Annotated in this window: 20 protein-coding genes, 3 tRNA genes and 1 pseudogene; 10 read left to right on the top strand and 14 right to left on the bottom strand. The window is 73.6% G+C overall.

Features of this window, described 5'->3' with window-relative positions; genetic code table 11:
* The first annotated feature begins 58 nt into the window (after positions 1-58).
* A complete protein-coding gene (locus ABRQ22_RS20945; protein WP_253051175.1) occupies positions 59-964 on the top strand; it encodes an ABC transporter substrate-binding protein in 906 nt (301 codons plus the stop codon).
* 120 nt (positions 965-1,084) lie between these two features.
* Here the strand turns inward: ABRQ22_RS20945 and ABRQ22_RS20940 are convergent, their stop codons facing one another.
* From ABRQ22_RS20940 to ABRQ22_RS20910, 7 genes are all read right to left on the bottom strand, one after another.
* The gene (locus ABRQ22_RS20940) at positions 1,085-2,008 is read right to left on the bottom strand and encodes a hypothetical protein (RefSeq protein ID WP_253051174.1); all 924 of its coding nucleotides are present in this window, start codon (positions 2,006-2,008) and stop codon (positions 1,085-1,087) included.
* A gap of 95 nt (positions 2,009-2,103) precedes the next feature.
* Entirely contained in the window at positions 2,104-3,684 is a 1,581-nt protein-coding gene (locus ABRQ22_RS20935; RefSeq protein ID WP_353708052.1) for an NAD(P)/FAD-dependent oxidoreductase, read from the bottom strand.
* Between the two features lie 64 nt (positions 3,685-3,748).
* Positions 3,749-4,315, bottom strand: coding sequence for an AAA family ATPase (locus tag ABRQ22_RS20930; protein ID WP_353708051.1), 567 nt, complete (start codon positions 4,313-4,315; stop codon positions 3,749-3,751).
* Between the two features lie 168 nt (positions 4,316-4,483).
* Complete coding sequence (locus tag ABRQ22_RS20925; protein ID WP_353708050.1) at positions 4,484-6,130, bottom strand: cation acetate symporter; 1,647 nt, start codon at positions 6,128-6,130, stop codon at positions 4,484-4,486.
* Positions 6,127-6,477: a DUF485 domain-containing protein gene (locus ABRQ22_RS20920; RefSeq protein WP_253051170.1), complete on the bottom strand. Its 351-nt coding sequence runs from the start codon at positions 6,475-6,477 to the stop codon at positions 6,127-6,129. Before ABRQ22_RS20920 ends, ABRQ22_RS20925 begins: the two co-directional genes overlap by 4 nt.
* Before the next feature lie 186 nt (positions 6,478-6,663).
* Positions 6,664-7,443, bottom strand: coding sequence for a tRNA (guanosine(46)-N7)-methyltransferase TrmB (gene trmB, locus ABRQ22_RS20915; protein ID WP_353709599.1), 780 nt, complete (start codon positions 7,441-7,443; stop codon positions 6,664-6,666).
* A gap of 97 nt (positions 7,444-7,540) precedes the next feature.
* Positions 7,541-8,851 (bottom strand): TrpB-like pyridoxal phosphate-dependent enzyme, encoded by a 1,311-nt coding sequence (locus ABRQ22_RS20910; protein WP_353708049.1) that lies wholly within the window; start codon positions 8,849-8,851, stop codon positions 7,541-7,543.
* A gap of 351 nt (positions 8,852-9,202) precedes the next feature.
* Here ABRQ22_RS20910 and ABRQ22_RS20905 point away from each other — a divergent pair, with 351 nt between their 5' ends.
* Positions 9,203-9,964, top strand: a complete 762-nt coding sequence (locus ABRQ22_RS20905; protein WP_253051168.1) for an SDR family NAD(P)-dependent oxidoreductase — start codon at positions 9,203-9,205, stop codon at positions 9,962-9,964.
* Between the two features lie 121 nt (positions 9,965-10,085).
* Here ABRQ22_RS20905 and ABRQ22_RS20900 read toward each other — a convergent pair whose 3' ends face one another.
* The 4 genes from ABRQ22_RS20900 to ABRQ22_RS20885 all read right to left on the bottom strand — a co-directional run bounded on the left by ABRQ22_RS20900 (position 10,086) and on the right by ABRQ22_RS20885 (position 14,871).
* Positions 10,086-13,892 (bottom strand): metallophosphoesterase, encoded by a 3,807-nt coding sequence (locus tag ABRQ22_RS20900; RefSeq protein WP_353708048.1) that lies wholly within the window; start codon positions 13,890-13,892, stop codon positions 10,086-10,088.
* Positions 13,893-14,187: 295 nt separating this feature from the next.
* Positions 14,188-14,260 (bottom strand) — tRNA-Lys (locus ABRQ22_RS20895).
* A gap of 122 nt (positions 14,261-14,382) precedes the next feature.
* A tRNA-Lys gene (locus tag ABRQ22_RS20890) sits at positions 14,383-14,458 on the bottom strand.
* Between the two features lie 116 nt (positions 14,459-14,574).
* Positions 14,575-14,871, bottom strand: coding sequence for a co-chaperone GroES (locus tag ABRQ22_RS20885; protein WP_353709598.1), 297 nt, complete (start codon positions 14,869-14,871; stop codon positions 14,575-14,577).
* A 158-nt stretch (positions 14,872-15,029) separates the two neighbouring features.
* Between ABRQ22_RS20885 and bcp the strand changes: the two genes are divergently transcribed.
* The 3 genes and pseudogenes from bcp to ABRQ22_RS20870 all read left to right on the top strand — a co-directional run.
* Complete coding sequence (gene bcp / locus ABRQ22_RS20880; protein WP_253051166.1) at positions 15,030-15,506, top strand: thioredoxin-dependent thiol peroxidase; 477 nt, start codon at positions 15,030-15,032, stop codon at positions 15,504-15,506.
* 99 nt (positions 15,507-15,605) lie between these two features.
* Positions 15,606-15,690 (top strand) — tRNA-Leu (locus ABRQ22_RS20875).
* Positions 15,691-15,767: 77 nt separating this feature from the next.
* Positions 15,768-15,962, top strand: a pseudogene (locus ABRQ22_RS20870) (hypothetical protein); the annotation flags it as partial.
* 45 nt (positions 15,963-16,007) lie between these two features.
* Here ABRQ22_RS20870 and ABRQ22_RS20865 read toward each other — a convergent pair.
* Together ABRQ22_RS20865 and ABRQ22_RS20860 are read right to left on the bottom strand one after the other, a co-directional pair.
* Positions 16,008-16,574 carry an ImmA/IrrE family metallo-endopeptidase gene (locus ABRQ22_RS20865; protein WP_353708047.1) on the bottom strand — a complete coding sequence of 189 codons (567 nt, stop codon included), beginning with the start codon at positions 16,572-16,574 and terminating at the stop codon, positions 16,008-16,010.
* A gap of 4 nt (positions 16,575-16,578) precedes the next feature.
* Positions 16,579-16,968 carry a helix-turn-helix transcriptional regulator gene (locus ABRQ22_RS20860; RefSeq protein ID WP_353708046.1) on the bottom strand — a complete coding sequence of 130 codons (390 nt, stop codon included), beginning with the start codon at positions 16,966-16,968 and terminating at the stop codon, positions 16,579-16,581.
* Positions 16,969-17,262: 294 nt separating this feature from the next.
* On the opposite strand from ABRQ22_RS20860, the gene ABRQ22_RS20855 reads away from it, so the two are divergent.
* Positions 17,263-17,490, top strand: a complete 228-nt coding sequence (locus ABRQ22_RS20855) for a DUF2188 domain-containing protein (protein WP_353708045.1) — start codon at positions 17,263-17,265, stop codon at positions 17,488-17,490.
* A 793-nt stretch (positions 17,491-18,283) separates the two neighbouring features.
* Here the strand turns inward: ABRQ22_RS20855 and trxA are convergent.
* Entirely contained in the window at positions 18,284-18,667 is a 384-nt protein-coding gene (gene trxA / locus ABRQ22_RS20850) for a thioredoxin (protein WP_253051165.1), read from the bottom strand.
* Positions 18,668-18,800: 133 nt separating this feature from the next.
* Here trxA and ABRQ22_RS20845 point away from each other — a divergent pair, with 133 nt between their 5' ends.
* From ABRQ22_RS20845 to ABRQ22_RS20830, 4 genes are read left to right on the top strand one after another with little or no spacing between them, the layout of a single operon-like run.
* Positions 18,801-20,246, top strand: a complete 1,446-nt coding sequence (locus ABRQ22_RS20845) for an MFS transporter (RefSeq protein ID WP_353708044.1) — start codon at positions 18,801-18,803, stop codon at positions 20,244-20,246.
* The gene (locus tag ABRQ22_RS20840) at positions 20,212-21,837 is read left to right on the top strand and encodes an aminotransferase class V-fold PLP-dependent enzyme (protein WP_353708043.1); all 1,626 of its coding nucleotides are present in this window, start codon (positions 20,212-20,214) and stop codon (positions 21,835-21,837) included. The genes ABRQ22_RS20845 and ABRQ22_RS20840 overlap by 35 nt, the downstream gene beginning before the upstream one ends.
* 41 nt (positions 21,838-21,878) lie before the next feature.
* Positions 21,879-22,448: an NUDIX hydrolase family protein gene (locus ABRQ22_RS20835; protein WP_087471623.1), complete on the top strand. Its 570-nt coding sequence runs from the start codon at positions 21,879-21,881 to the stop codon at positions 22,446-22,448.
* Positions 22,445-23,107: a Pr6Pr family membrane protein gene (locus ABRQ22_RS20830; RefSeq protein ID WP_353708042.1), complete on the top strand. Its 663-nt coding sequence runs from the start codon at positions 22,445-22,447 to the stop codon at positions 23,105-23,107. Before ABRQ22_RS20835 ends, ABRQ22_RS20830 begins: the two co-directional genes overlap by 4 nt.
* The last annotated feature ends 78 nt before the right edge of the window (positions 23,108-23,185 follow it).

Below are 23,185 nucleotides of genomic sequence, written 5' to 3'. Positions count from 1 at the left end.
CGACCGACCCCTCCCAGCCCCTCCCGGTCCCCGGGACGGCCCTCAGAAAGGCAGACACATGCGCAGCACCCGACGCACCGCCGCCCTCGTCGCCGCCGCGGCGACCGCCGTCCTCACGCTCACCGCCTGCGGCGGCGGGTCCGACCCGCTCGACGCCGACACCGGAGACGCCTCGTCCGACGCCATCGTCATCGGCTCCCAGGCCTACGACTCGAACGAGATCATCGCCGAGATCTACGCCCAGGCTCTCGAGGCCAAGGGCTTCACGGTCGAGCGGAACTTCTCGATCGGCCAGCGCGACGCCTACATGCCCGCGCTCGAGGACGGCGAGATCCAGCTCTTCCCGGAGTACACGGGAAACCTGCTGCAGTTCTTCGACCCGGAGACCACCGCGACGTCCCCCGAGGACGTCTACGCCGCGCTCCAGGAGGCCCTGCCCGACGGGCTCACGGTCCTCGACCAGTCGACCGCGACGGACCAGGACTCCTACAACGTGACCGAGGCCTTCGCCACGGAGCACGACCTCACGAGCCTCGCGGACCTCGCCGGGCTCGACGTGCCGCTCACGCTCGGCGGCCCGGCGGAGCTCGAGCAGCGCCCCTACGGCCCGCAGGGCCTCAAGGACGTGTACGGCGTGGACGTCTCCTTCGTCGCCACGGGCGACACCACCGTGCAGGACCTCGTGGCCGGCACGGTGAACATCGCCAACGTGTTCAGCGCCGACCCGAGCATCCAGACCGAGAACCTCGTCACCCTCGACGACCCCGAGGGCCTGTTCCTCGCGTCCCACGTGGTGCCGCTCGTCGACGCGGACGTCGCCGACGAGATCGCGGACGTCATCAACCCGGTGAGCGCGGCGCTCACCCCGGAGGGCCTGATCGCCCTGAACGTGGAGTCCCGGGTCGACCAGCGCTCCCCCGAGGACATCGCCGCCGACTGGCTGTCCGAGAACGGCCTGGCCTGACCTCGCGTCCGACGTGATCGTGGCCCGCCCCGCCCCGGGACGGGCCACGGTCGCGGGCCGGCCGACCGCCGGTCCGTGACGAAGCGCGCGACGCCGGTGCGGCGGCGTCCCTGTGCAGCGTCAGTGCGCGACGCGCGCGGTGATCGCGTCGGCGAACCGGTCGAGCGACCCCGGCGCGAGGGCGAGGAAGAGCGACGGCTCGGTGAGCTCGAGCTCGATGACGACGACGCCGCCGTCGTTGCCCGTCACGACGTCGACGCGCGCGTACAGGAAGCTCGCCACGTCCCCGCCACCGACGGCGTCGGCGGCCACCGCGAGCGCCCGGCGCGCGACGTCGAGCTGCTCCTCGGTCGCGGTGAACGGGCTCATCTCCTCCTGCTGGTACAGGCCGCGGGTCGGGCGGTGCGGCCCGGTGAGGAGCGCGTTCTTGCGCACGGCGTGGGAGAACTCGCCGTCGACGAAGACGAGGCCCGTCTCGCCCGCGGTGTCGACGCTCGTCACGTACGGCTGCACCATGACCTCGCGCCCCGAGACCAGCAGGTTCTTCGCGTGCTGGATCGCGAGCCCGCGCGAGTGCGCCTCACCCGCCTGGTAGCGGCCCGTGTCCTTGGCCCCGGCGCTGACGACCGGCTTGATGACGAAGTCGCCCTGCGCGGGCAGGCGCGTGTGGATCGCACGCGAGGAGAGGTTGCGCGCGGGGTCGAGCCACAGCGTCGGGATCACGGGGATGCCCGCGCCCTCCAGCTCGCGCAGGTAGCCCTTGTCGGTGTTCCAGCGCAGCACGGCCTCCGCGTTGAGGATGCGCGGGACGCGCGCCGCCCACGCGACGAACTCGTCGCGCCGGGCCGAGTAGTCCCACGTCGAGCGCACGACGACGGCGTCGAACGCGGCCCAGTCGACGTCCGGGTCGTCCCAGACGGCGGGCTGCGCGGCGACGCCACGGGCGTCGAGCGCGCGCACGAGCGGTGCGTCGTCGGGGTCCAGGTGCGGCAGGACGGAGCACGTCGCGAGGGCGACGCGCGGGGCTGAGGTCTCGGTCGTCACGCCCCGAGCCTAGGGGACGGGACCGCCGCGCGGGCGCCCGCACCTCGTGACGCGCCCACCCCGGGCGGCGCGCGCACGCCGCCGCGTGCGCGCGCCTACAGCCCGTACTCCTCGAGGAAGCGCAGCCAGACCTCGCTCACCGTCGGGTACGACGGGACGGCGTGCCACAGCCGACGCAGCGGGACCTCGCCCACGACGGCGATCGTCGCGGCGTGCAGCATCTCCGCCGCGTCGGGGCCGACGAAGGTGGCGCCGACCACGACCTCGCGCGCGGCGTCGACCACGAGCTGGGCGCTGCCGGCGTAGTCCTCGGCGCGCACGGCGGCGCCGGAGACGTTCGCGAGGTCGTACCGCACGACCCGCACGTCGATCCCGGCCTCGCGGGCGGACGCCTCGGTGTGCCCGACGGCCGCGACCTCGGGGCGCGTGAAGACGACCTGCGGGGACGCGTCGCCGTCGGCCGTCGCCGCGAACCGCGACCACGGCTCGGGCGCGGCGCCGACTGCAGGTGCGCGCTCCCCCGCGGTCGGCGCCCCGTCGGCGTCCGGGTCGCCGAAGCGCGCGGCGACGACGTCGCCCACGACCCGGCCCTGGTACTTGCCCTGGTGGGTCGTCGCGACCCGGCCCGTGACGTCGCCCGCGGCGTACAGCCAGCCGTCGGCGTCCTCGGGGCCACTCCGCACCACCCCCTGGACGAGCATCGTGTCGTCGACGTCGAGCGCGCGTCCCGGGGTGAGGCCGACGCTGTCGACGCCGAGGTCCTGCGTCCGGGGGGCGCGACCGGTGGCGACGAGCACGCGCTCCGCCGTCACGGGCGACACGTCCGGCGCCTCGCCGGCGTCGTCCCCACCCCGGCGCGACCCGACGGACGAGAGAGTGAGGCGCGCCCCGCCGTCGGGCAGCGCCTCGACCGACTCGGTGGCGACGCCGAGGCGCACGTCCACGCCCAGCTCGCGCAGCGACGCCGCGACCGCCTCGCCCGCCCAGGGCTCGGTCCGGCCCAGCAGCCCCCCGCGCGAGAGGACCGTGACGCGCGCGCCGAGGTCGGCGAACGCGACGGCCATCTCCGCCGCGACCACTCCGCCGCCCACGATCGCGAGCGACGCGGGGACGTCCTCGACCGCCGTCGCCTCACGGCTCGTCCAGGGGTTCGCGTCGGCGAGGCCGGGCACGTCCGGGAGCACGGGGACGCCCCCGGTCGCGACGATCACCGCGTGCCGGGCCGCGAGCCGCCGCGTCCGCGGGAGGTCGTCCGGGTCGGCGTCGGGCTCCTCGGCCACGACCTCCACGAGGCGCGGTCCGACGATCCGTCCCAGCCCGCGCACGAGCGCGATCCCCGCGCCCTCGACCCAGGAGACCTGGCCGCCGTCGTCCCAGTCCGCGACCATCGCGTCGCGGCGCGCGAGGACCGCGGGGACGTCGAGCGCGTCGTCCACGCCCACCCCCGGCACGCCCCGCGCCTCGGCGCGCGCCGCGCCGGGCCGCAGGAGCGTCTTGGAGGGGATGCACGCCCAGTAGGAGCACTCGCCCCCCACCAGCTCGGCCTCGACGAGCGCGACGCTCAGGCCCGTGCGCCCGGCGCGGTCGGCGGCGTTCTCCCCGACGGGCCCGCCGCCGATCACGATCACGTCGTAGGTCTCGTCGGGCGCGGTCTCCTGCTGCGGGTCGCTCGTCATGGGCCCATCCTCACGCGCCCTCGCGCTCGTCGCCCAGCGGGACGTCGGCGAGCTCGGAGACGCGTCAGGCGACGCGCGCCTCGTCGAGCCGGTCGAGGACCTGCCGCACCGTCTCGGCGACGGACCGTCCCGTGGTGTCGAGGTGCAGACCGCCCGGCGTGGCCCGGGCCGCCGCGGCGAACTCGTCCGGTGTCCACTCCCCGTACGCCTGCTTGTGCCGTGCGGCGTCGCGCGCGGCGAGGGTCGCGGCGTCCGGGGTGAGCACCACGGCGTAGCACGGCCGGGTACGGACGCGCGCCGTGAACCGCTCGAGGTCGGGCCCGAGCAGGATGTCCTGGACGACCGCGACCACTCCCGCCGCGGCGTAGGCGTCCGCCGCCTGCGCCGCGAGCACCTGCCGCAGGTCGAGCTGGGCGCGCGCCGCGGCCGAGAGGGGTGGCGCCATCGACGCCTGCCCGCTCACCACGAACCGGCGGAACATGTCGCCGCGCACGTGCGCGGCGAGGGGGAACGTCCGGGCGAGCGCGTCGGCGACCGTCGACTTGCCCGAGGCCATCGCCCCTGTGACGACGAGGACAGGCGCCGGGGTCCCCGCGGGGGCTACCGCGTCGGGTGGGATCGGAGAGGTCATGGCGCGACCGTACGTCGCGGGCCGGGCCCGCGGCGACGGGATTGCGGCGCGACGGGACGTCGGTGCGGCGGGACGGGCGGCGCGCGCGTCGACCGGTCCACCGGACGCGGGACGCCCCCGGTCCGGTCGGACCGGGGGCGTCCTCGCGCGGAGGGCAGGAGCGTCCCGCTAGTGCACGACCGCCTTCTCGGCGCCCGCGCCCGTGAGCGAGCGGACCTCCATCTCGGCGAACTTCTCCGGGTGCGGCTTCTCCTTGCTGAGCAGCGTCCCGACGATCCCGAGCAGGAACGCGAGCGGGATGGAGATGATGCCCGGGTTGCTCAGCGGGAAGATCGCGAAGTCGATGTCGGTGTTCTTGATCATCGACAGGCTCGCGCCCGTCACCGGGTCGACCTTGCCGGACACGACGGGCGAGAACGCGATGAGCACGATGCACGAGACGAGCCCGCCGTACATGCTCCACAGCGCCCCGGACGTGTTGAACCGCTTCCAGAACAGCGAGTAGAGGATGGTCGGCAGGTTCGCGCTCGCCGCGACCGCGAACGCGAGCGCCACGAGGAACGCCACGTTCTGGCCCTGCGCGAAGATGCCGCCGAGGATCGCGAGGATCCCGATGACGACGACGGTGATCCGCGCGACCTTGACCTCGCCGTCGGGCTTCACCTCGCCCCGCTTGATGACGTTGGCGTAGATGTCGTGGGCGAAGCTCGCCGCCGCGGTGATCGTCAGGCCCGCCACGACGGCGAGGATCGTCGCGAACGCGACGGCGGAGATGAACCCGAGCAGGATCTCGCCACCGAGCGCGAACGCGAGCAGCGGTGCCGCCGAGTTCACGCCGCCTGGTGCGGCGCTGATGGTCTCCGGCCCCACGAGCGCCCCGGCGCCGTACCCGAGCACGAGCGTGAACAGGTAGAAGATGCCGATGAGCCAGATCGCCCAGACGACCGAGCGGCGGGCCTCCTTGGCCGACGGCACGGTGTAGAACCGCATGAGCACGTGCGGCAGGCCGGCGGTCCCGAGCACGAGGGCCAGGGCGAGCGAGAGGAAGTCGAGCTTCGTCGTACCGGTCGCGCCGTACTGCTTGCCCGGCTCGATGAGCGCCTCGCCGCCCGGACCGGCCTTGTCGATCGCGCCCTGGAGCAGGTCGGAGAGGTTGAAGCCGAACTTCGCGAGGACCCACACCGTCATGACGGCGGCGCCCGCGATGAGCAGCACGGCCTTGATGATCTGGACCCACGTGGTGCCCTTCATGCCGCCGACCAGCACGTAGAGGATCATCAGCGCCCCCACGACCGCGACCACGACGCTCTGGCCGGCCGTGGTGTCGATGCCGAGCAGCAGCGCCACGAGCCCGCCCGCGCCGGCCATCTGGGCGAGCAGGTAGAAGAACACGACGGCCAGGGTCGCCAGCGCCGCCGCCATCCGCACGGGCCGCTGCTTGAGCCGGAACGACAGCACGTCGGCCATCGTGAACTTGCCCGTGTTGCGCAGCAGCTCGGCCACGAGCAGGAGCGCGACGAGCCACGCCACGAGGAAGCCGATCGAGTAGAGGAACCCGTCGTACCCGTTGATCGCGATGGCGCCGCAGATCCCGAGGAAGCTCGCCGCGGAGAGGTAGTCGCCCGCGATGGCCGTGCCGTTCTGCGGGCCGGTGAACGACCGCCCGCCCGCGTAGTAGTCGGCCGCGGACTTGTTCTGCCGCGACGCGCGCAGCACGATCACGAGCGTCACCGCGACGAACACGCCGAAGATCGCGATGTTGACGACCGGGTTGCCGACGTCCGTGGCCTCCGCGGCCAGCACCTGCGCGCTCACAGCTCGTCCTCCTCGATCTCGCGGCGCAGCTCGTCGGCCGCGGCGTCGAACCGCCTGTTGGCCCAGCGCGCGTAGATCATGGTGATCGCGAACGTGGACACGAACTGCCCCAGGCCGAAGAGCAGCCCGACGGTGATGTTCCCCCACACCGTGGTGCTCATGAAGTCGTGCGCGTAGTTCGCGAGCAGGACGTAGGCGAAGTACCACACGAGGAAGAGCGCGGTCATCGGGAAGACGAAGTTCCGGAACCGTCTGCGCAGGTCCTGGAACTCGGGCGAGCGTTGCACGCGCTGGTAGTCGGTCTCGTCGACGGACCCCGGTCCGGGGTCGGCCGTCACGTCGGTCATGACGCCTCCGTTGGCTCATTCCGTGGACTGACAGAGAGCCCGCACCCCGCAGACGGCCACCTGTCGACGCGACCGCACGCGACACTGCGTGCCCGGGGCGACGTTCCACCCCCGGCACAATGTGCCGTAGATCACTTCTGTCCGCAAGAACCTGACGCGGCCGGTCGGCCGACGGGCACCACGGCGTCAGACGCGCGCGTACTCCAGGTCGGTGATGACGCGGCCTGCCGTCTGGCCCTTGCGCTCGAACCCCGTCAGCACGCGCCCCTCGAAGCGCGGCGCCACCCCGCGCGGGCCATGGACGTTGCGCAGCCCCGGCGCGGCGTCGAGCACGTCGAGCATCTGCTCCGCGTACTCCGCCCAGTCCGTGGCGAGCCGCAGCGTGCCGCCCGGCCGCGCGTCGTCGCCCTCGCCCGGAGCCCGCAGCACCCGCTCGGCGAGCGCCGCGAACGACGGCGCCACGAGGCGCCGCTTGTGGTGGCGAGACTTGTGCCACGGGTCCGGGAAGAAGACCCACAGCTCGTCGACGCTCCCCGCGGGCAGCGTCGTGGCCAGCAGCTCGGCCGCGTTCGCCTGGACCAGCCGCACGTTCGTCAGGCCGCGCTGGGACGCGCGCAGCACGGTCTGGGCGAGGCCCGGGGCATACACCTCGACGGCGAGGAAGTCCGTGCCCGGGTCGTTCTCGGCCGCGGCCACCACGGCCTCGCCCTGGCCGGAGCCGATCTCCACCACGAGACGCGCGTCGCGCCCGAACGTGCCCGCGACGTCCAGCACGAACTCCGGGTCGACCGACGTCCGCGCGACGTCCCGCGGCACGTCCACGACGTAGCGGTCCCGGTGGGCGTCCCACGCGCGCTGCTGGCGCGGCGCGAGGCGCCCGCTGCGCCGCACGAACGACACGGGCTGGGTCCGGTAGCGCGGGCGGTCGTCGCCGGCGACCGGGGCCACGGAGGGCGCGCCGGTCACGGGCTCGTCGAGGGTCTCGGGGGTCGGGTCGGGCACCGCACCAGGGTACGGGCGCCCCACGCGAGGACCTACCGCGCGGGGCGCCCGGGGCCGTCCGTCAGACGTACGCCGCGTACGCCGGCAGGTCGAGGACGCCGTTGCCCGACAGCCCGAGCACGATGACCTCCGGCTCCGTCGCGGCGCGCGCGTGCGCGATCGCGGCCGCCACGGCGTGCGTCGACTCGGGCGCCGGGATGATGCCCTCGCTGCGCGCGAAGAGCGTGCCCGCGACGAACGCGTCGTCCTGCTCGACGGCGACCGCGTCCATGAGCCCGAGGTTCACCGCGTGCGACACCATCGGCGACATGCCGTGGTACCGCAGGCCGCCCGCGTGGATCGCCGGCGGGACGAAGTCCTTGCCGAGCGTGTGCATCTTGAGCAGCGGCGTGAGGCCCGCGACGTCGCCGAAGTCGTACCGGTACTCGCCCTGGGTGAGCGACGGGCACGCGGCCGGCTCGCACGCGACGAGCCGCGTCGTCGTGCCCTCGCGCAGGTTGCGGCCCAGGAACGGGAACGTCAGGCCCGCGAGGTTCGACCCGCCGCCCGCGCAGCCGAACACCACGTCCGGCGCGCCCTCGCCCGCCTCGTCGAGCTGGACGAGCGCCTCCTGGCCGATGACGCTCTGGTGCAGCATGACGTGGTTGAGCACGCTCCCGAGCGCGTAGTGCGCCGCGGGGTCCTTCGCGGCCGTCTCGACGGCCTCGCTGATCGCCATGCCCAGGGAGCCGGTCGTCTCCGGGTCCGCGGCGAGCATCGCCCGCCCCGCCTCGGTGAGGTCCGACGGCGACGGGTGGCAGATCCCGCCGTAGACCTCCATCTGCGCCCGGCGGTACGGCTTGGCGTCGAACGACGCGCGCACCTGCCACACCTCGACGTCGAGCCCGAGCAGCGCGCCCGCGAACGACAGCGAGGCGCCCCACTGGCCCGCACCGGTCTCGGTCGTGAGCTTCGTCGTGCCCTCGAGCGCGTTGTAGTACGCCTGCGCGACGGCGGTGTTCGGCTTGTGCGAGCCGACCGGGCTCACGCCCTCGTACTTGTAGTAGATCCGGGCCGGGGTGCCCAGGGCCCGCTCGAGGCGCCGCGCGCGCACGAGCGGCGACGGCCGCCACAGCGCGTAGATCTCGCGGACCGTCTGCGGGATCTCGACGTAGCGCTCCGTCGTCACCTCCTGCTGGACGAGCGCGAGCGGGAACAGCGGCGCGAGGTCGTCGGGCGTGAGGGGCTCGCGCGTGCCGGGGTGCAGGTGCGGGGGCACGGGCTCGGGCAGGTCCGCGGCGAGGTTGTACCAGTGCGTCGGGACGGTCGAGGGCACCTCCGCTCCGGTCGGCTCGAGGGACCGGACGGGGACGGGAGACTGCTGTGTCGTCATTCTGGGGCTCCAGCTCGGGGGTACTCGGGGGTACTCGGGAGGTACAGGCCGCTGGGCCGACGACGCGTGCACCGGGGTCCGCCGAGGCCGCCCACGTCGTCGGGGCACGGCCGGATGAGGTCACCGGCCGTCAGGCGGCCGGCCACCAAGGGGTCACGGACGGGTGCGTCACGAGGCCGACCCTACCCCGCCGCGCGCGGTCCGGACACCGCCGGACGGGCCCGCGGGCGACGGAGGACCACCGGCACCGACCCCGGGACGATCGGCTCTCGCGCGCGCGGGGCGCCGGGCGGTGGGATGGGGCCAGGACGCCGGACGACGGCAGTGCCGGCGCGGACGGAAGGAGCCGTCATGGTCAGCAACCACGTACCGGGGAGGTTCGAGGGCCGCACCGCGATCGTCACCGGCGCGGGCGCCGGGATCGGGCGCGCCACGGTCGAGCGGCTGCTCGCGGAGGGCGCGCGCGTCGTCGCGACGGACGTCCGGGAGGACCGGCTGGACAAGCTCGTCGCGGACGTCGGGACCGACGCCCTCGTGACGGTCGCGGGCGACGTGAGCGCGCAGACCACCGTGGACGCGGTGGTCGCGGCGGCGGACGGCCGCGTGGACGCGCTCGCCAACGTCGCGGGCATCATGGACGGGTTCCTGCCGACGGCCGAGGTCGACGACTCCACGTGGGACCTCGTCCTGGCCGTCAACGTCACGGCCGTCATGCGGCTCACGCGCGCGGTGCTGCCCCTCATGCTCGCCGCGGGCAAGGGCGCGATCGTCAACGTCGGGTCCGAGGCGGGCTCGCGCGCCTCGGCCTCGGGCACCGCGTACGCCACGTCGAAGCACGCGATCGTCGGCTTCACCCAGAGCACGGCGTTCTTCTACACCCCGCAGGGCGTGCGGGCGAACGTCGTCGCGCCGGGCGCCGTCGCGACGAGCATCGAGGCGCCCTTCCGCTCGCAGTACGCCGGCGAGCGGCTCGGACCGGTCATGGCGACGACCGTCCCGCCCGCCGCGAGCGCCGACGAGCTCGCCGCAGCGATCACGTGGCTGCTGTCGGACGACTCGGCCAACGTCTCCGGTGCGGTCCTGCACAGCGACGGGGGCTGGGCCGCCGTCTGACACGGCGGCTCCGGGCCGAGAACGGAGACGTGGCCCCCGAGCGCGAGTGCTCGGGGGCCACGTCTCACCTCTCGCCGCCGCGCGTCACCGGGTCGCCCCGGTCACCCGCGGGGTGCACGGGTCAGCCGCACGACAGCGCGTCGAACGCGACGTCGCCCGCGAACGTGCGGTCGCCTCCGCTCGCGGCCACGTGCGCGCTGCCCGCCGCGACCTGCGCCGAGCGGACCGCGAACGCCTGGTACGCCGACGCGCCCGGCTGCACGTCCGTCACGGTGCGCTCGCCGTACGGCGTGCTCAGCGTGACGTCGACCGGCACGGTGTCGGCGTTGGTCGCGCGGACCGCGACGTACGCCGCGCCCGCCATGCACTGGCTGCGCGCCGTCGTCGAGACGACGAGGCCGTCCTGGGCGGGTGCCGTCGTGAACGTCGTGACCGGCGAGACCGCCGTTCCCCCGCCGGCGCTCGTCGCGGTGACGACCCACGCGTGCAGCGCGCCCGCCTCGAGGCCGTCCCAGGTGACGGTCGCGACCTCGCCCGAGGGCACGGTCGTGCTCCCGATCTCCTCGGCCGGGGCGTAGAGCGCCACGGCATCCGTCACGAGCGTGGTCGTGCGGGTCGTGAGGTCGACCGGCACCGTGAAGTCGTCCTCGAGCCCGTTGTAGCGCTGGCGGTCGTCGTACTCCGTGGCCCCGAAGTTCTCGAGCCACGGCGAGTACGTGTCGACGACGAGCTCGGAGCGGTCGACGTCGAACTGGAGCAGGCGCAGGTAGCTCGACCCGAGCCGCAGGCCCTGGTCGGGCGCGTAGCCGCCGATCTCGGTGAGACCGGCCTCCTCGGCGGTGACCTCGTAGAACTGGTAGTCCGCGAGCAGCTCGACGACGCCGTTGCCGGGCGTGCCGACGTCGCGCTTCACGTTGATGCCCACGCCGTGCTCGTGGCCGGAGAGCACGAGGAAGACGTTCGGGTTCGGCTCGACGACCTTCGAGTACAGCAGGCGCCCGTCCGGGGTGGAGAACGGCGCTCCACGGCCGTCGGGGTTGGTGCTCGGCGCGAGGTAGTCGTGCGCGAGCAGGATCGCGTTGCGGTCGGCGAACTGCTCGAGCACGCCGTCTGCCCAGGCGGCCTCCTCGTCGGTCACGCCGTACGAGAGGTACACGGCGACGAAGTCCAGACCGCCGGCCGTGAACAGGTCGTAGTGGTTCTGGTTGTCGCCCTCGCGCCACGGGCCGCCGTAGGACGCGTCCTGCCAGCCGGCCGACAGCGCCTCGTACCGCTCGGGCCCGTAGTAGGCGTTGTAGAGCGCGCCGGGTCCGTTGTCGGCGCCCGTGAGGTTGTCGTGGTTGCCCGCCAGGACGCCGTTGGGGATGCCCGCGTCGTCGAGCAGCCGCTGCGCGGACGACGAGAACTCGTACTCGCCGCGGACCTGGGCCGCCATCGCGTCGTCCGCCGGCGTGCGCGTGTAGTTCTCGACGATGTCGCCCGTGTGCGCGACGTACTCGATGCCGCGCTCGTCCGCGTTGTCGACGACCCACTGCACGAGGTCGGTGTAGGCCTTCGCCCAGACCGCACGCTCCTCGGCGGTCTCCTGCTCGACGGCACCCTCGGACAGGTACTGCGTGTCGGTGAAGTGGACCATCGAGAAGTCGTACGCGTCGCGGTCCGCGAACGACGTCGGCTCCTCGGTGCCGACGCCGTCGTCGATGTCGTCGGCGAACGGGTCGGTGCCGGTGACGAGGACGTGGACCGTCCCCTGCGTCGCGTGCCGCGCGGACAGCGTGGCCGTCAGGCTCGTCGGCCCCTCGACGGCGCCGCGCGCGGAAGCCAGCGCCTCCCAGGCCGCACCGTCCCAGACGTGGAGCGTCGCGAGGCGCTGCGGGTCGATGACGCCGTCCCACCGGACGGTCTGCCCCGCCACGTCGCCCTCCGCCGGGATCTCGAAGCGCTGGAACGCGACGTCGGCGGCGGGCGCCGCGTCGAGCGTCGCGCCGTCGCCCGGGACGAGCGCGTCGACGTCGGCCGGGCTCTCGCCCTCGACGTGCAGCACGTCGGTGGGCACCGCGGCGGTCTCGCCCTGCGCCGCGGCCACGGGCGAGCGCACGTCGGCGCGCGCGAACGTCGCCGTGACGTCACCGCCGCCAGGGGCGCTCACGCGCGCGCCCAGCTCGACGGAGCCCTCGACGCCGGTCGTGCCGGTCGCGGGGGTCAGGTCGGTCGGGACGTCCGGGACGCCGAGGCTCGTGAAGCCGATCTCGTGCGTGCTCGCGTTGCCGAGCACGTCCGTCGCCGTGACGACGAGGGTGTGCGCCCCGGGCTCGAGGCCCGGGCCGACGAGCGCGCCCGCCTCGACGGCCTCGCCGTCGAGCGTGACGGACGGGCCCTCGAGCACGCCCGACGCGTCCGTGAGCTCGACGGCGAGGCTGGTCGCCGTGGCGAGCTCGGCCCCGGCGGCGGGCGTGCTCGACGCGACGGCGGGGCCCGTGTTGTCGGTCGTGACCGTGCGCCGGGCCGTGGCCCCTGCGGCGGTCGAGGAGGTCAGGACGTGCTCGCCGTCGGCGAGGGCGGCGGTGTCGAGGTCCGCGCGCAGGCCGGGCGCCGGGGCGTCGGCGGCGGGGACGACGTCGAACGTGAGGACGGCCTCGCGCGGCTTGGTCGCGCTCGAGCCGCAGTCGCCGTCACCGAGCGAGTACGACGACGCGACGTCGACCGGGGTCGCGGTGCCGTGGCTCGGCACGAGGCCGATGCCCGAGATCGCGAAGTCGTCCCGGTTGTCGCCGCACGAGGTCGGGTAGGTGCCCGTGACGAACCGGACGGTGTTGCGGCCGGCTCCCAGGTACGCGTTGGGCACGTCGACGCGCACGGTCTCGCTCACGTAGTCGCGGTCGACGAGGTCGATGCGCTGGCCGTTGACGAGCAGGTGGTTGGCGTAACGGGCCTCGATCGAGTTCGAGCCCACGGTGAAGACGAACTGCGACGAGCCGGCGCCGAGGGTCGCAGTGGTGGCGAGCGGCGCGCCGTCGACCTCGATCCCCGTCGGGGCGTCGCCACCGGCGGGCGGGGTCGCGAGGACGGTCCGCGTGCCGTTGAGGAGCTCGCCGTCCGCCGGGGTCAGGGCCGGCGCGCCGGGCGCGGAGTTGTTCACGGTCACGCCGCTCGTCGCGGTCTGGCCCGACGCGGTCGTGGCCGTGAGGGTGTGCGCACCGTTCTCGAGCGTCGTCGTGTCGAGCTCGGCCGCGAGGCCGGTCGTCGCGGCCGGATCCTGGGCGACCGTGAACGTCAGGTCGGCCGTCAGGACGCGGGACGTGTTCGTCCCGCACGAGCCGTCGCCGAACTGGTAGGTGAAGCGGTTGCCGGAGCCGTCGGCGACCTCGCCGAGCAGCTCGAGCGAGACCTCGGTGAGGTCGAAGTCGTCGTAGTTCGAGCCGCACGACGTGGGGACGGCGCCCACGACGAACCGCACCGCGTTCTCCCCCTGGACCAGCAGGTCGTTCGGCACGTCGAGCGCGACGCGCTCGGAGACCATGTCCCGGTCGAGGTCGAGTCGCGTGCCGTTGACGAGCACGTAGCTGCCGTAGCGCTTCTCGATCGAGTTGCTGCCCACGTCGAAGAGGAGGCGCGACGTGGCGGGGGTCGCCGTGGCGCCCCCGAGCGGACGGCCGTCGACCGCCAGCTCGCGGACCGGGTCACCGGCCTGGACGGGCTGCGCCGTGACGGTCACCGTGCCGTCCAGGTACGTCCCGGGCGTCGGGTGGAGCACCGGGATCCCGCTCGGCTCCTCGGCCGCCGCGGCGGCGCGCTGCGTGGGCGCGCGGTCGGCGGCCACGGCCGCCGTCACGGGGAGCGCGGCCCCCACGGCGAGGCTCGCTCCGACCACGGCGGCGAGCCCTCGGCGTCTTCTCCGGGTGCGGGGCGTGTGCACGGGCGTGCGCATCGGTGTGTCCTTTCGTCGTCGACAGGCAAGGGCACGACCGTCCGGCGTCCGCGGCGAGCGCACCCGTACCGGACCATTCCGGGCACGGGTGAACTCTCGGACGAGACGGGACGAACGCGATCCGAACACCGGGAGACGGTCCGGTGCCCGGCACGGTGACGGGACGGGGACAGGGACGGAGGACGGAGCGCCCGGCGGGGAGCGCGCGACGACTCCGGCACCGGCACGGGTGCGGCGGACCCCGGGGACGACGCAGGCCGCCCACCCGGAGGGTGGACGGCCTGGTCAGGAAGGGTGCGCCATCAGGGACTCGAACCCCGAACCCGCTGATTAAGAGTCAGCTGCTCTGCCAATTGAGCTAATGGCGCGCGAGAGGGAACACTACCAGCGGCCACGGGTCGTCCTGCACGAGGGTCCCGCACCCGCCGCCGCCCCGGTCCCTCGACCGGCACGGCTCAGGCCGCCCGCGTGCGGACGGCCCGATCGGTGGTGGTGCGCCATCAGGGACTCGAACCCCGAACCCGCTGATTAAGAGTCAGCTGCTCTGCCAATTGAGCTAATGGCGCGCGAGAGAAAACACTAGCAGCCACGGGCGCGCCGGGAAAATCCGTTCCGCCCGTCCCCGTGTGACGTCGGCGACAGCCTCCGACGGGGCGCGTCGTGGCGACGTCGAGAGGCGCGCCTAGAGGTAGAGGCCCGTCCGGCCGTCCTCCTCGACCTCCTGGGACACGGCGTGCACGTCGCGCTCGCGCAGCAGCACGAGGTCCCGACCCCCGAGCTCGACCTCCGCGCGGTCATCCGGGTCGAACAGGACGCGGTCGCCCACGGCCACCTGGCGCACGTGCTCACCAGCGGCGACGACGACGGCCCACGCCAGGCGCTTCGGGCCCACGGCCGTCGCGGGGATGACGAGGCCCGCCGAGCTCTGGCGCTCGCTCGCGTCGACCTCCGGGTCGACGAGGAGCCGGTCGTGCAGCATCCGGATCGGCAGGTCACGGGCCGCCGGCCGGGCGGAGGACGAACGGGGCGAGGAGGGGGAGGGCGCAGACGTCGTCTTGCTCACAGCCACAACGCTACCGGTGCCGCGACGCCTCACCTACGCTCGAACCCACACCCTGGCCGGACCGAAGGAGATCCATGTCCACGCGCCTCACCGTCGGCGACACCGCTCCCGACTTCACCCTGCCCGCCGCCGACGGCAGCACCGTCACGCTCTCCGACCTGCGCGGCAAGCACGTCGTCGTCTACTTCTACCCGGCCGCCGGCACCCCCGGCTGCACGACCGAGGCGTGCGACTTCCGCGACAGCCTCGCCTCGCTCCAGGGCGCGGGGTACTCGGTCGTCGGCGTCTCCCCCGACCCCGTGGACAAGATCGCGGCGTTCGTCGAGGCCGAGCACCTCACGTTCCCGCTCGTCTCCGACGTCGACAAGACGGTCCTCGAGGCGTACGGCGCGTGGGGCGAGAAGAAGCTCTATGGCAAGACCGTCGTGGGCGTCATCCGCTCGACGGTCGTCGTCGACCCCGACGGCACGGTCGAGCTCGCGCAGTACAACGTCAAGGCGACGGGCCACGTGGCCAAGCTGCGCCGCGACCTGGGCATCGACCCGAAGTAGCCGTCGCGGCGCGAGCGCTGCGTCCCCGCACGAGCGCGGCGTCCTCGGACGCGTCGCCCGACCGGGAGCGCAGCGCTCGCGCCGTAGACTGACCACCGCGCGCGAGTGGCGTAACTGGCAGCCGCGCCAGGTTTAGGTCCTGGTGTCCTCGGACGTGCGGGTTCGAGTCCCGCCTCGCGCACCATAGACGACCTACTGTCTACATCACGGGTAAGTACGCCGGCCCGCAGGTGGGACTGCCCCAGCATCGGTTGGCTCCTGATCTGTGAGGACTGCGGTCCTCGCTGGAAGGATGTCCCGCTTCCCAAGCCCTATCGCGCCGAGTTCCGTCGTGATGTGGGCGCCGTTGCCCGCCAGTGCGGCTCGATCGCTCAGATTGCCAAGCACTTCGGGATCACCGAGTCCTGTCTCCGTACTTGGCTCGAGGCGGCCGATGGCGAAGACGGCGGGCAGCCCGGTGTAACGAAGCAGGAGTCGGCCGAGCTGCGCGATAGCGCATCCCTACCTCCCGCTGCGAGCCCGCCACCGCTTGGCGATGACCGCGCCCCCTGACATTCGCATGCGCCACTCGGCCATCTCGACGCTGACATCGAACTGACGGGCGACGGTCTCGGGCGCACGGCCGTACATCGCCGCGCGCTTGGCCGCTTCAGGCGGCACCAGTAGCGCCCCGGCGAGTTCGGCCGCCTCCTGTTCCTGCACCTTCCCCGTCCCAGTGCACCCGCCATCCTCATCGAGCCACGTCGTGCCGAGCACGTGTTCGGCAACGATGTGTGCCACCTCGTGGGCGAGGTTCGAGCGCACTCGAACCGGCGAGTGGGCAGGGTTGAACACGATGATCTGCCCGGTCCCGTCCCGTATCAGCCCTGCAGACCACAGATGCGGCGCGAACCGAGTGAAGTGGGCTACTGCGACCTCGCTTGCACCGACAGCTGCCGCCGAGACGATCGGGATGCTGTACTCCTCCGACCATCGGTCGAAGTCGAAGGGAGATTGGCCGTCCAGATCGAGTTCGGAGCGCACTTCGCTCGCGAGCCTCTGCAGCGCGGCCTTGGATGCTGCTGCCATGCTGTCATCCGTCCGCCGACTGGCGGGCACGTACGTGCCGCAGCGTCGCGGAAAAGATCTCCTCGAGGTACCGCTTGTCGTCATCTGCGAGGTCTCGCCGAGCACGAAGTAGCGCGCTCACCTCGCTGGCGAGCTCCGGCGGAGGAGCACCGTCCTGGCTGCGCGTGGTCGCAGAAGCAGCCGGATCGACGAGGAACTCGTCGGCAGACATGTTCAGCCAGCGCGTGATCTTCGCGTACGAAGGCAGGTCAGGTTGCTGACCGTTACGAAGCCGAGACAGGAGCGCCGGGCTGACGCCGATCTCTCCGGCGGCTTGGCGCCAGGTGCCCCCCTGGGCCGTGATCCTTGCCTCCAGGACGCGTGCCAACTGCTCGACATTCACCGTTCGACTCATGGCTCGAGTGTCTCCACGACCCGAGCGTATCAGTAGCGACACGCGGTTGCGCCACCGATGCGAGACCGTTACGGTGCAGATACGACGTTGCAGCAGCGCAACCCCGGATGCAAGGAGGAAGTCGATGGCCACCAACACGGGTAAAGGTCACCGGCGAGGGGCGGTGACTGGCCGGTCCCAGACCTACAACCCGCGAACCAAGTCGTTCGTGAAGCGGGACTCTGGGACAGGCCGGTTCATGGACGGCAAGAGCGATGGGCGTCCGTTCAAGGGCGTCAGGAAGGAGAACTGATCATGGCGCGCAAGCGATACGACGTGGTCTACCGGTCCGTCTCGGACAAGTGGAACGTGACGCACCAGCAGACCACGCTCTCGACGCACTTCACCAAGGAAGCGGCCGTCAGTGCCGGCGTCGACGTGGCGAGGCGCAACGCGCCGAGCCAGCTGATCATCCACCGCAAGGACGGCACGATCGAGGACGAGCGCACCTACGGCGACGACCCCTACCCCCCGCGCGGGTGACGCGCCAGTCGGGGCGGGCTGCCCACGTTCTGGGGCAGCCCGCCCGCCAAATCCCTGAGGCACGGAGGAGTCTTCCACGCCGGATCAATGGGAGTTCGAAACTGGCTCGTCGACAGTGGTCGGCGCGGCGTTGTGGCGCCACACGGGTGGAAGTCGGCCGACTCGCAGACGAGGGAGGTGCGCGGTCGACCAGACGACCCCGCTCCTTTTCCATCGCCTTCAGTACCGCCTCGGCCAGCGCACCAGCGCCGATGAGACTGCAGTTTCTCTGCACGATCCGCACCGTCGCGCCAGTTCCGGGCGCGGGGCAATTAGTAGGTTGCCGTCCAGGTCGCGGAGCTGCGGGGACGACACGCTCCCAATGCCCTGCACGCCCCCGACGACCTCGACCCGGGGGCGTCGAGGGCGCTCGCACGGCTGCGAGGTCGTCGACCCACCGGAAGAACCTCGGCCTCGTCGGCCGTGAGCGCGGTGACGGTGCCGTCCAGCGCGAGGTCGAGCGCCCCGGGGGCGCGCCATCCGTCGCGATGCCCGCACCCGAGGAGGCGCTGCGACGACCCTGCCACGGGCGCTGGCGCCCGCCGACGGGATTCACCCGCCCATCAACTGGACGCCCGTCCAGTTGGGCGGCTAGCCTGACGCCAGAGCCGGTGTCCGCACCATTGCCCCCTGCCGGTGCGGGCACCGGCTTCTTCCGTCGAGGCGCACCCTGCGCGCGCACGACGGCCTCTGACCGAGACGCGAACGGCCCGGCACCTCCAGGTGCCGGGCCGTTCGCGTGCGCGGGGACGGGTCAGGCGTCCTGCGCCGGGGTCCCGTCGTTCGCCGCGGCGATCTGGCGACGCACGTCGTCCATGTCGAGGCCCTTGACGGCGTCCACGACCTGCTTGAGCGCGGGCGCGGGGAGCGCACCCGGCTGGGAGAAGACGAGGATGCCCTCGCGGAAGGCCATGAGCGTCGGGATCGACGTGATGTTCGCGGCCGCCGCGAGGCCGCGCTCGGCCTCGGTGTCGATCTTGCCGTGCACCACGTCCGGGTTCTCCTCCGACGACGCCTCGAACACCGGGGCGAACATCTTGCACGGTCCGCACCAGTCGGCCCAGAAGTCGACGAGGACGATGTCGTTCTCGGTGATCGTCTGCTCGAAGGTGGACTCGGTGAGCGTCTGCGTGGCCATGGATGATCCTCCTGGGACGGTGGGGGTGTCTGCCTCGTAGAGCAACGATCCTCCCCCACGTATTCCCCTCGCTCTCCCGGCACGGCGTGGACCTCGACCCGCCCCGGGCGCGACCAGCCTCTACGCTGCCCCTGTGACGAACGCCACCGCTTCCCCCCGGCTCTCGCGCGCCACCATCGCCGGCTACGCCGCCGGCTCCGTCGGCACCGGGGGCTTCGGCACCCTGCCCGGCCTCGTGCTGCTCGTGTACCTGACCGACGCGCTCGCGGTGCCCGCCGCGGTCGCGGGGCTCATCGTCACCGGCGCGAAGGTCTGGGACGTCGTCATCGACCCGTTCATCGGGTACGGCTCCGACCGCGACCTCGCCCGCACCGGCTCGCGCCGGCGCTTCATGACGATCGGCGCCCTCACGCTGCCCGTCTTCTTCGCGCTGACGTTCGCCGTCCCCGCCGCGGCCGGGCCCACCGCGGCGGCGATCTGGGTGCTCGTCGCGTTCCTCCTCGCCGCGACGGCGTTCTCGCTCTTCCAGGTCCCGTACATCGCCCTGCCGGCCGAGCTCGACCCCACCTACGACGGCCGCACGCGGCTGCTCGCGTGGCGCGTCGCGGCGCTCGCGTTCGCGATCCTGCTGTTCGGCGCGGGCGGCCCCGCGCTGCGCGGGGGCGGCGACTCGACCTCGGGCTACCTCGTCATGGGCGTCGTGTCCGGCCTCGTCATCGGCGCCGGGATGCTCGTCGCCACCCGCGTCGCCCCACGCACGCCGGGCGCCCGGGACGCGGGCTCGCCCGTCGGGACGACGACGCCGCTCGCCCCCGCCGCCTCGACGTCCGCCTCGCGCGCGTGGACCGTCGCGGTCCGCGAGGCGTTCGACGCGCTGCGCCGCTCGCGGCCGTTCCGCACGCTGCTCGCCGCGTTCTTCCTCCAGGCGGTCGCCACCGGCCTCATGCTCGCGGGCGCGGCCTACGTCGCCCGGTACGTCCTCCACGACGAGGCCGCGGTGAGCTACCTCTTCGCCGCCCTCATCGCCCCCGCCCTGCTCTGCATGCCCCTGTGGACCCGGCTCGCGCGCCGCGACGGGAAGGAGCGCGGCTTCGTCGTCGCCACGGTGCTCTTCGCCGTCGCCGCACTGGGGATGGTGCCGCTCCTCTGGGCGCCCGGCGCGTGGGTGTACGGCCCGACGGCCCTCGCCGGGATCGCCTACGCGGGCATGCAGGCGCTGCCGCTCGCGATGCTCCCGGACGTCATCGCCCACGACGCGCGCACGCACGGCGAGGGGCGCGGCGGGGCGTTCAGCGGCGTGTGGACGGCGGGCGAGACCACGGGCATGGCGCTCGGCGCCGCGGTGCTCTCGCTCGTCCTCGGCATCACGGGCTACGTGTCGTCGCGCGCCGGGGAGACCGTGGCGCAGCCGACCGCGGCCGTCGACGGCATCGCCCTGGCGTTCTCGGTCGTCCCCGCGGTCCTCGTGCTGACAAGCCTCGTACCGCTCGTACGGTACGGTCTGCGCAAGGGGGACATCGACGACACAGCACCGGAGCTGCCGCGTGACCACGCCTCCACCGACCGAGCGCACGACTGACCCCTCCTCGGAGCACTCCGGGGGCGCGCCGGGCGACGTCCCGCTGCGCACGGACGGGATCCTCGACCGGCTCGCCGCGCTCCGCGCCGCCGACGCCCCCACGCACGGGGGCCGCGTCCTGTCCTACGTCTACGACCCGGGTCTCGCCGAGCTCGACGAGCTCGCCGCCGCGGCCGCCCGCGCGGTCCAGCCCGTCAACGGCCTCGACCCGACCACGTTCACCTCAGTGGCCGTCATGGAGTCCGAACTCGTCGCCTTCGCCCGGGCCATGCTCCGTGGGCCCGCTGCGGGGCCGGACGCCGTCGTGGGCTCGGTGACGTCGGGCGGGACCGAGAGCTGCCTCCTCGCCGTGAAGATCGCCCGCGACGCCGCCCGCGCGGCCCGGCCCGGCGTGCGCCCGCGCGTCGTCGCCCCGGTGAGCGTGCACGCGGCGTTCCGCAAGGCCGCGCAGTACCTCGACGTCGACCTCACGCTCGTGCCGGTCGACCCCGCGACCGGCACGCTCGCCGCCGCCGACCTCGTCGCGGCGCTCGACGGCGGGCCCGACGGCGACGACGTCGCGCTGGTCGTCGTGTCCGCGCCGTCGTACCCGCACGGCGTCGTCGACCCGGTGGCCGAGGTCGCCGCCGCGGCCGCCGCGCGCGGCGTGCCGGTGCACGTGGACGCGTGCGTCGGTGGGTGGGTCCTGCCGTTCTGGGAGGGCGCGGGCGGCGAGCAGGTGCCCGCGTTCGACTTCTCCGTGCCCGGCGTGACGAGCATCTCCGCGGACGTGCACAAGTACGGCTACGCCCCCAAGGGCACGTCGGTCCTGCTCGTGCGCGGCCGCGACCGGCAGCGCCGCCAGTTCTTCGCGACGACGGGCTGGCCCGGCTACCCGGTGGTCAACCCGACGACGTCCGGCTCGCGCTCGGCGGCCCCGCTCGCCGCGGCGTGGGCCGTGAGCCAGGCCCTCGGGACGCCCGGGTACACGGCCCTCACCGCACGGTGCGTGCGCGCGACCCGGGCGCTGCGCGCGGCGATCGAGGGGATCGACGGGCTGCGCGTCGTCGGCCACCCGACCGGCCCCCTCGTCGCGGTGGCCTGCGACGAGTCCGTCCCGGCCGCGCGGCAGGTCGACCCGCACCTGTGGGCCGACGCCGTCCGGTCGCTCGGCTGGGTCCTCCAGCCCCAGCCCGGGCTCGCGCAGGACGACGGGACCCACCTGCCGCACACGACCCACCTGACGGTCACCCCCGTGACGGAGGCGGGCGTCGAGGGCCTCGTGGCGGCGCTCGTCCAGGGGGCCGACGCCGTCCGCGGCGAGCCGCGCCCCGACGTGAGCGCCGTCCTCGGGGCGCTCGCCGGTGCGTTCGCCCCGAGCGTCGACGCCGCTGCGCCGGAACCCGCCGCCGACGCCGTCTGGGAGGCGCTGCTCGCGGCGCTCGCCGCGGACGGGGGTGAGCGCGACGGGACGGCACGCTCCGTCCTTCCCGACCGGCTCGCGCCGCTCATGGCCGTCATGGAGGTGCTGCCTGCGGCGGTGGCGGAACGGGCGCTCGTCGAGATCGTCGCGCGGGTCGCCGAGCCGCCCGCCGGTCCCGCCGTGCCGTGAGCGGACTCGCCCCGGCGCACCGCACGGGGTAGAACAGTCGCGTGACCGACACCGCCGACTTCGTGCCCGACGACTTCTCCCACGAGAACCCGCAGCCCGCGGGCTGGCTCAGCCCGGAGGAGATCGCGGTCGCCCGTGCGCAGCTCCCGCTCGTCTACGTCGACGCCGTCCCGGTGCGGGTCGACGACTCCGGCGACGTCGTCGCGGTCGGGCTCCTGCTGCGCGTCACGCCGGAGGGCATGATGACGCGCGCCCTGGTCTCGGGCCGCGTGATGTTCCACGAGCGCATCCGCGACGCCCTGCTGCGGCACATCGAGAAGGACCTGGGGCCGGTCGCGCTCCCCCAGGTCCCCGCGTCGCCGCAGCCGTTCACGGTCGCCGAGTACTTCCCGACGCCGGGCATCACCTCCTACCACGACCCCCGCCAGCACGCGGTGTCGCTCGCGTACGTGGTGCCGGTGACGGGCGACTGCCGCCCGCAGCAGAACGCGCTCGAGCTCGCGTGGCTCACGCCCGAGCAGGCGTGCAGCGACGAGGTGCAGCTCGAGATGCGGGGCGGCCAGGGGGTGCTGCTGCGCCAGGCGATGGCGTACGTGGGCCGCCTCCCGTGACGGGCGCACCGCGCGTCCCGGCGGCCGGACGCCGGATCGCCGCCGCGCGGGTGCTCCACGCGCTCGTGGCGCTCGCCGCGCTCACGGGCGTCGCCATGGAGCTCGTCATCGCGCTCGTCGACGGGCCCGGCACGGCCCCGAGCCAGGCCGAGCGGCTCGTGCGCCTCTTCTCCTACTTCACGATCCAGTCGAACCTGCTCGTCGGGATCGTCTCGGTCCTCCTCGCGGTGCGGCCCGAGCGCGACGGCCCGGTGCTCCGCGTCGCGCACCTCGACGCGCTGCTGTGCATCGCCGTCACCGGCCTCGTCTACAACACCGTCCTGCGCGGCCTCGCCGAGCTGAGCGCCGCCGGCCAGGTCTCGAACCTGCTCCTGCACCTGCTCGCGCCCGTGCTCGCCGTCGCGGCGTGGCTCCTCGTCGGTCCGCGCCCCCGGGTCGACGCCGCGACGGTGTGGTGGTCCGTCGTCTACCCCCTCGCGTGGATCACGTACACGTTCGTCCGGGGCGCTGTCGTGGACTGGTACCCGTACCCGTTCCTCGACGTGGGCGAGCTCGGCCTGGGCCGGGCGCTGGTCAACACGGCGGTCGTCGCGGTCGTCTTCCTCGCGCTGGCGTGGGTCGTGCGCCTCGTCGACGCGCGGCTGCGCCCGGCCCCCTGACGCCTCGTCCACCGGACGACGGCGAGCCAGGGACCAACGACCCCCGCGCTCCGTCCGCTCGGCCCTGGGCCGGGCGGG

This window comes from Cellulosimicrobium sp. ES-005, assembly GCF_040448685.1.
Lineage (GTDB): Bacteria > Actinomycetota > Actinomycetes > Actinomycetales > Cellulomonadaceae > Cellulosimicrobium > Cellulosimicrobium cellulans_G.
This window is presented reverse-complemented; position numbering and strand designations above follow the sequence as displayed.

Bases quoted from the DNA above. Each gene is read 5' to 3' on its own strand.
- ABRQ22_RS20945 (WP_253051175.1), top strand. From the start codon at position 59: ATGCGCAGCACCCGACGCACCGCCGCCCTCGTCGCCGCCGCGGCGACC.
- ABRQ22_RS20935 (WP_353708052.1), bottom strand. From the start codon at position 3,684: ATGACGAGCGACCCGCAGCAGGAGACCGCGCCCGACGAGACCTACGAC.
- ABRQ22_RS20930 (WP_353708051.1), bottom strand. From the start codon at position 4,315: ATGACCTCTCCGATCCCACCCGACGCGGTAGCCCCCGCGGGGACCCCG.
- ABRQ22_RS20920 (WP_253051170.1), bottom strand. From the start codon at position 6,477: ATGACCGACGTGACGGCCGACCCCGGACCGGGGTCCGTCGACGAGACC.
- ABRQ22_RS20910 (WP_353708049.1), bottom strand. From the start codon at position 8,851: ATGACGACACAGCAGTCTCCCGTCCCCGTCCGGTCCCTCGAGCCGACC.
- ABRQ22_RS20905 (WP_253051168.1), top strand. From the start codon at position 9,203: ATGGTCAGCAACCACGTACCGGGGAGGTTCGAGGGCCGCACCGCGATC.
- ABRQ22_RS20900 (WP_353708048.1), bottom strand. From the start codon at position 13,892: ATGCGCACGCCCGTGCACACGCCCCGCACCCGGAGAAGACGCCGAGGG.
- ABRQ22_RS20885 (WP_353709598.1), bottom strand. From the start codon at position 14,871: ATGCTGCACGACCGGCTCCTCGTCGACCCGGAGGTCGACGCGAGCGAG.
- bcp (WP_253051166.1), top strand. From the start codon at position 15,030: ATGTCCACGCGCCTCACCGTCGGCGACACCGCTCCCGACTTCACCCTG.
- ABRQ22_RS20865 (WP_353708047.1), bottom strand. From the start codon at position 16,574: ATGGCAGCAGCATCCAAGGCCGCGCTGCAGAGGCTCGCGAGCGAAGTG.
- ABRQ22_RS20860 (WP_353708046.1), bottom strand. From the start codon at position 16,968: ATGAGTCGAACGGTGAATGTCGAGCAGTTGGCACGCGTCCTGGAGGCA.
- ABRQ22_RS20855 (WP_353708045.1), top strand. From the start codon at position 17,263: ATGGCGCGCAAGCGATACGACGTGGTCTACCGGTCCGTCTCGGACAAG.
- trxA (WP_253051165.1), bottom strand. From the start codon at position 18,667: ATGGCCACGCAGACGCTCACCGAGTCCACCTTCGAGCAGACGATCACC.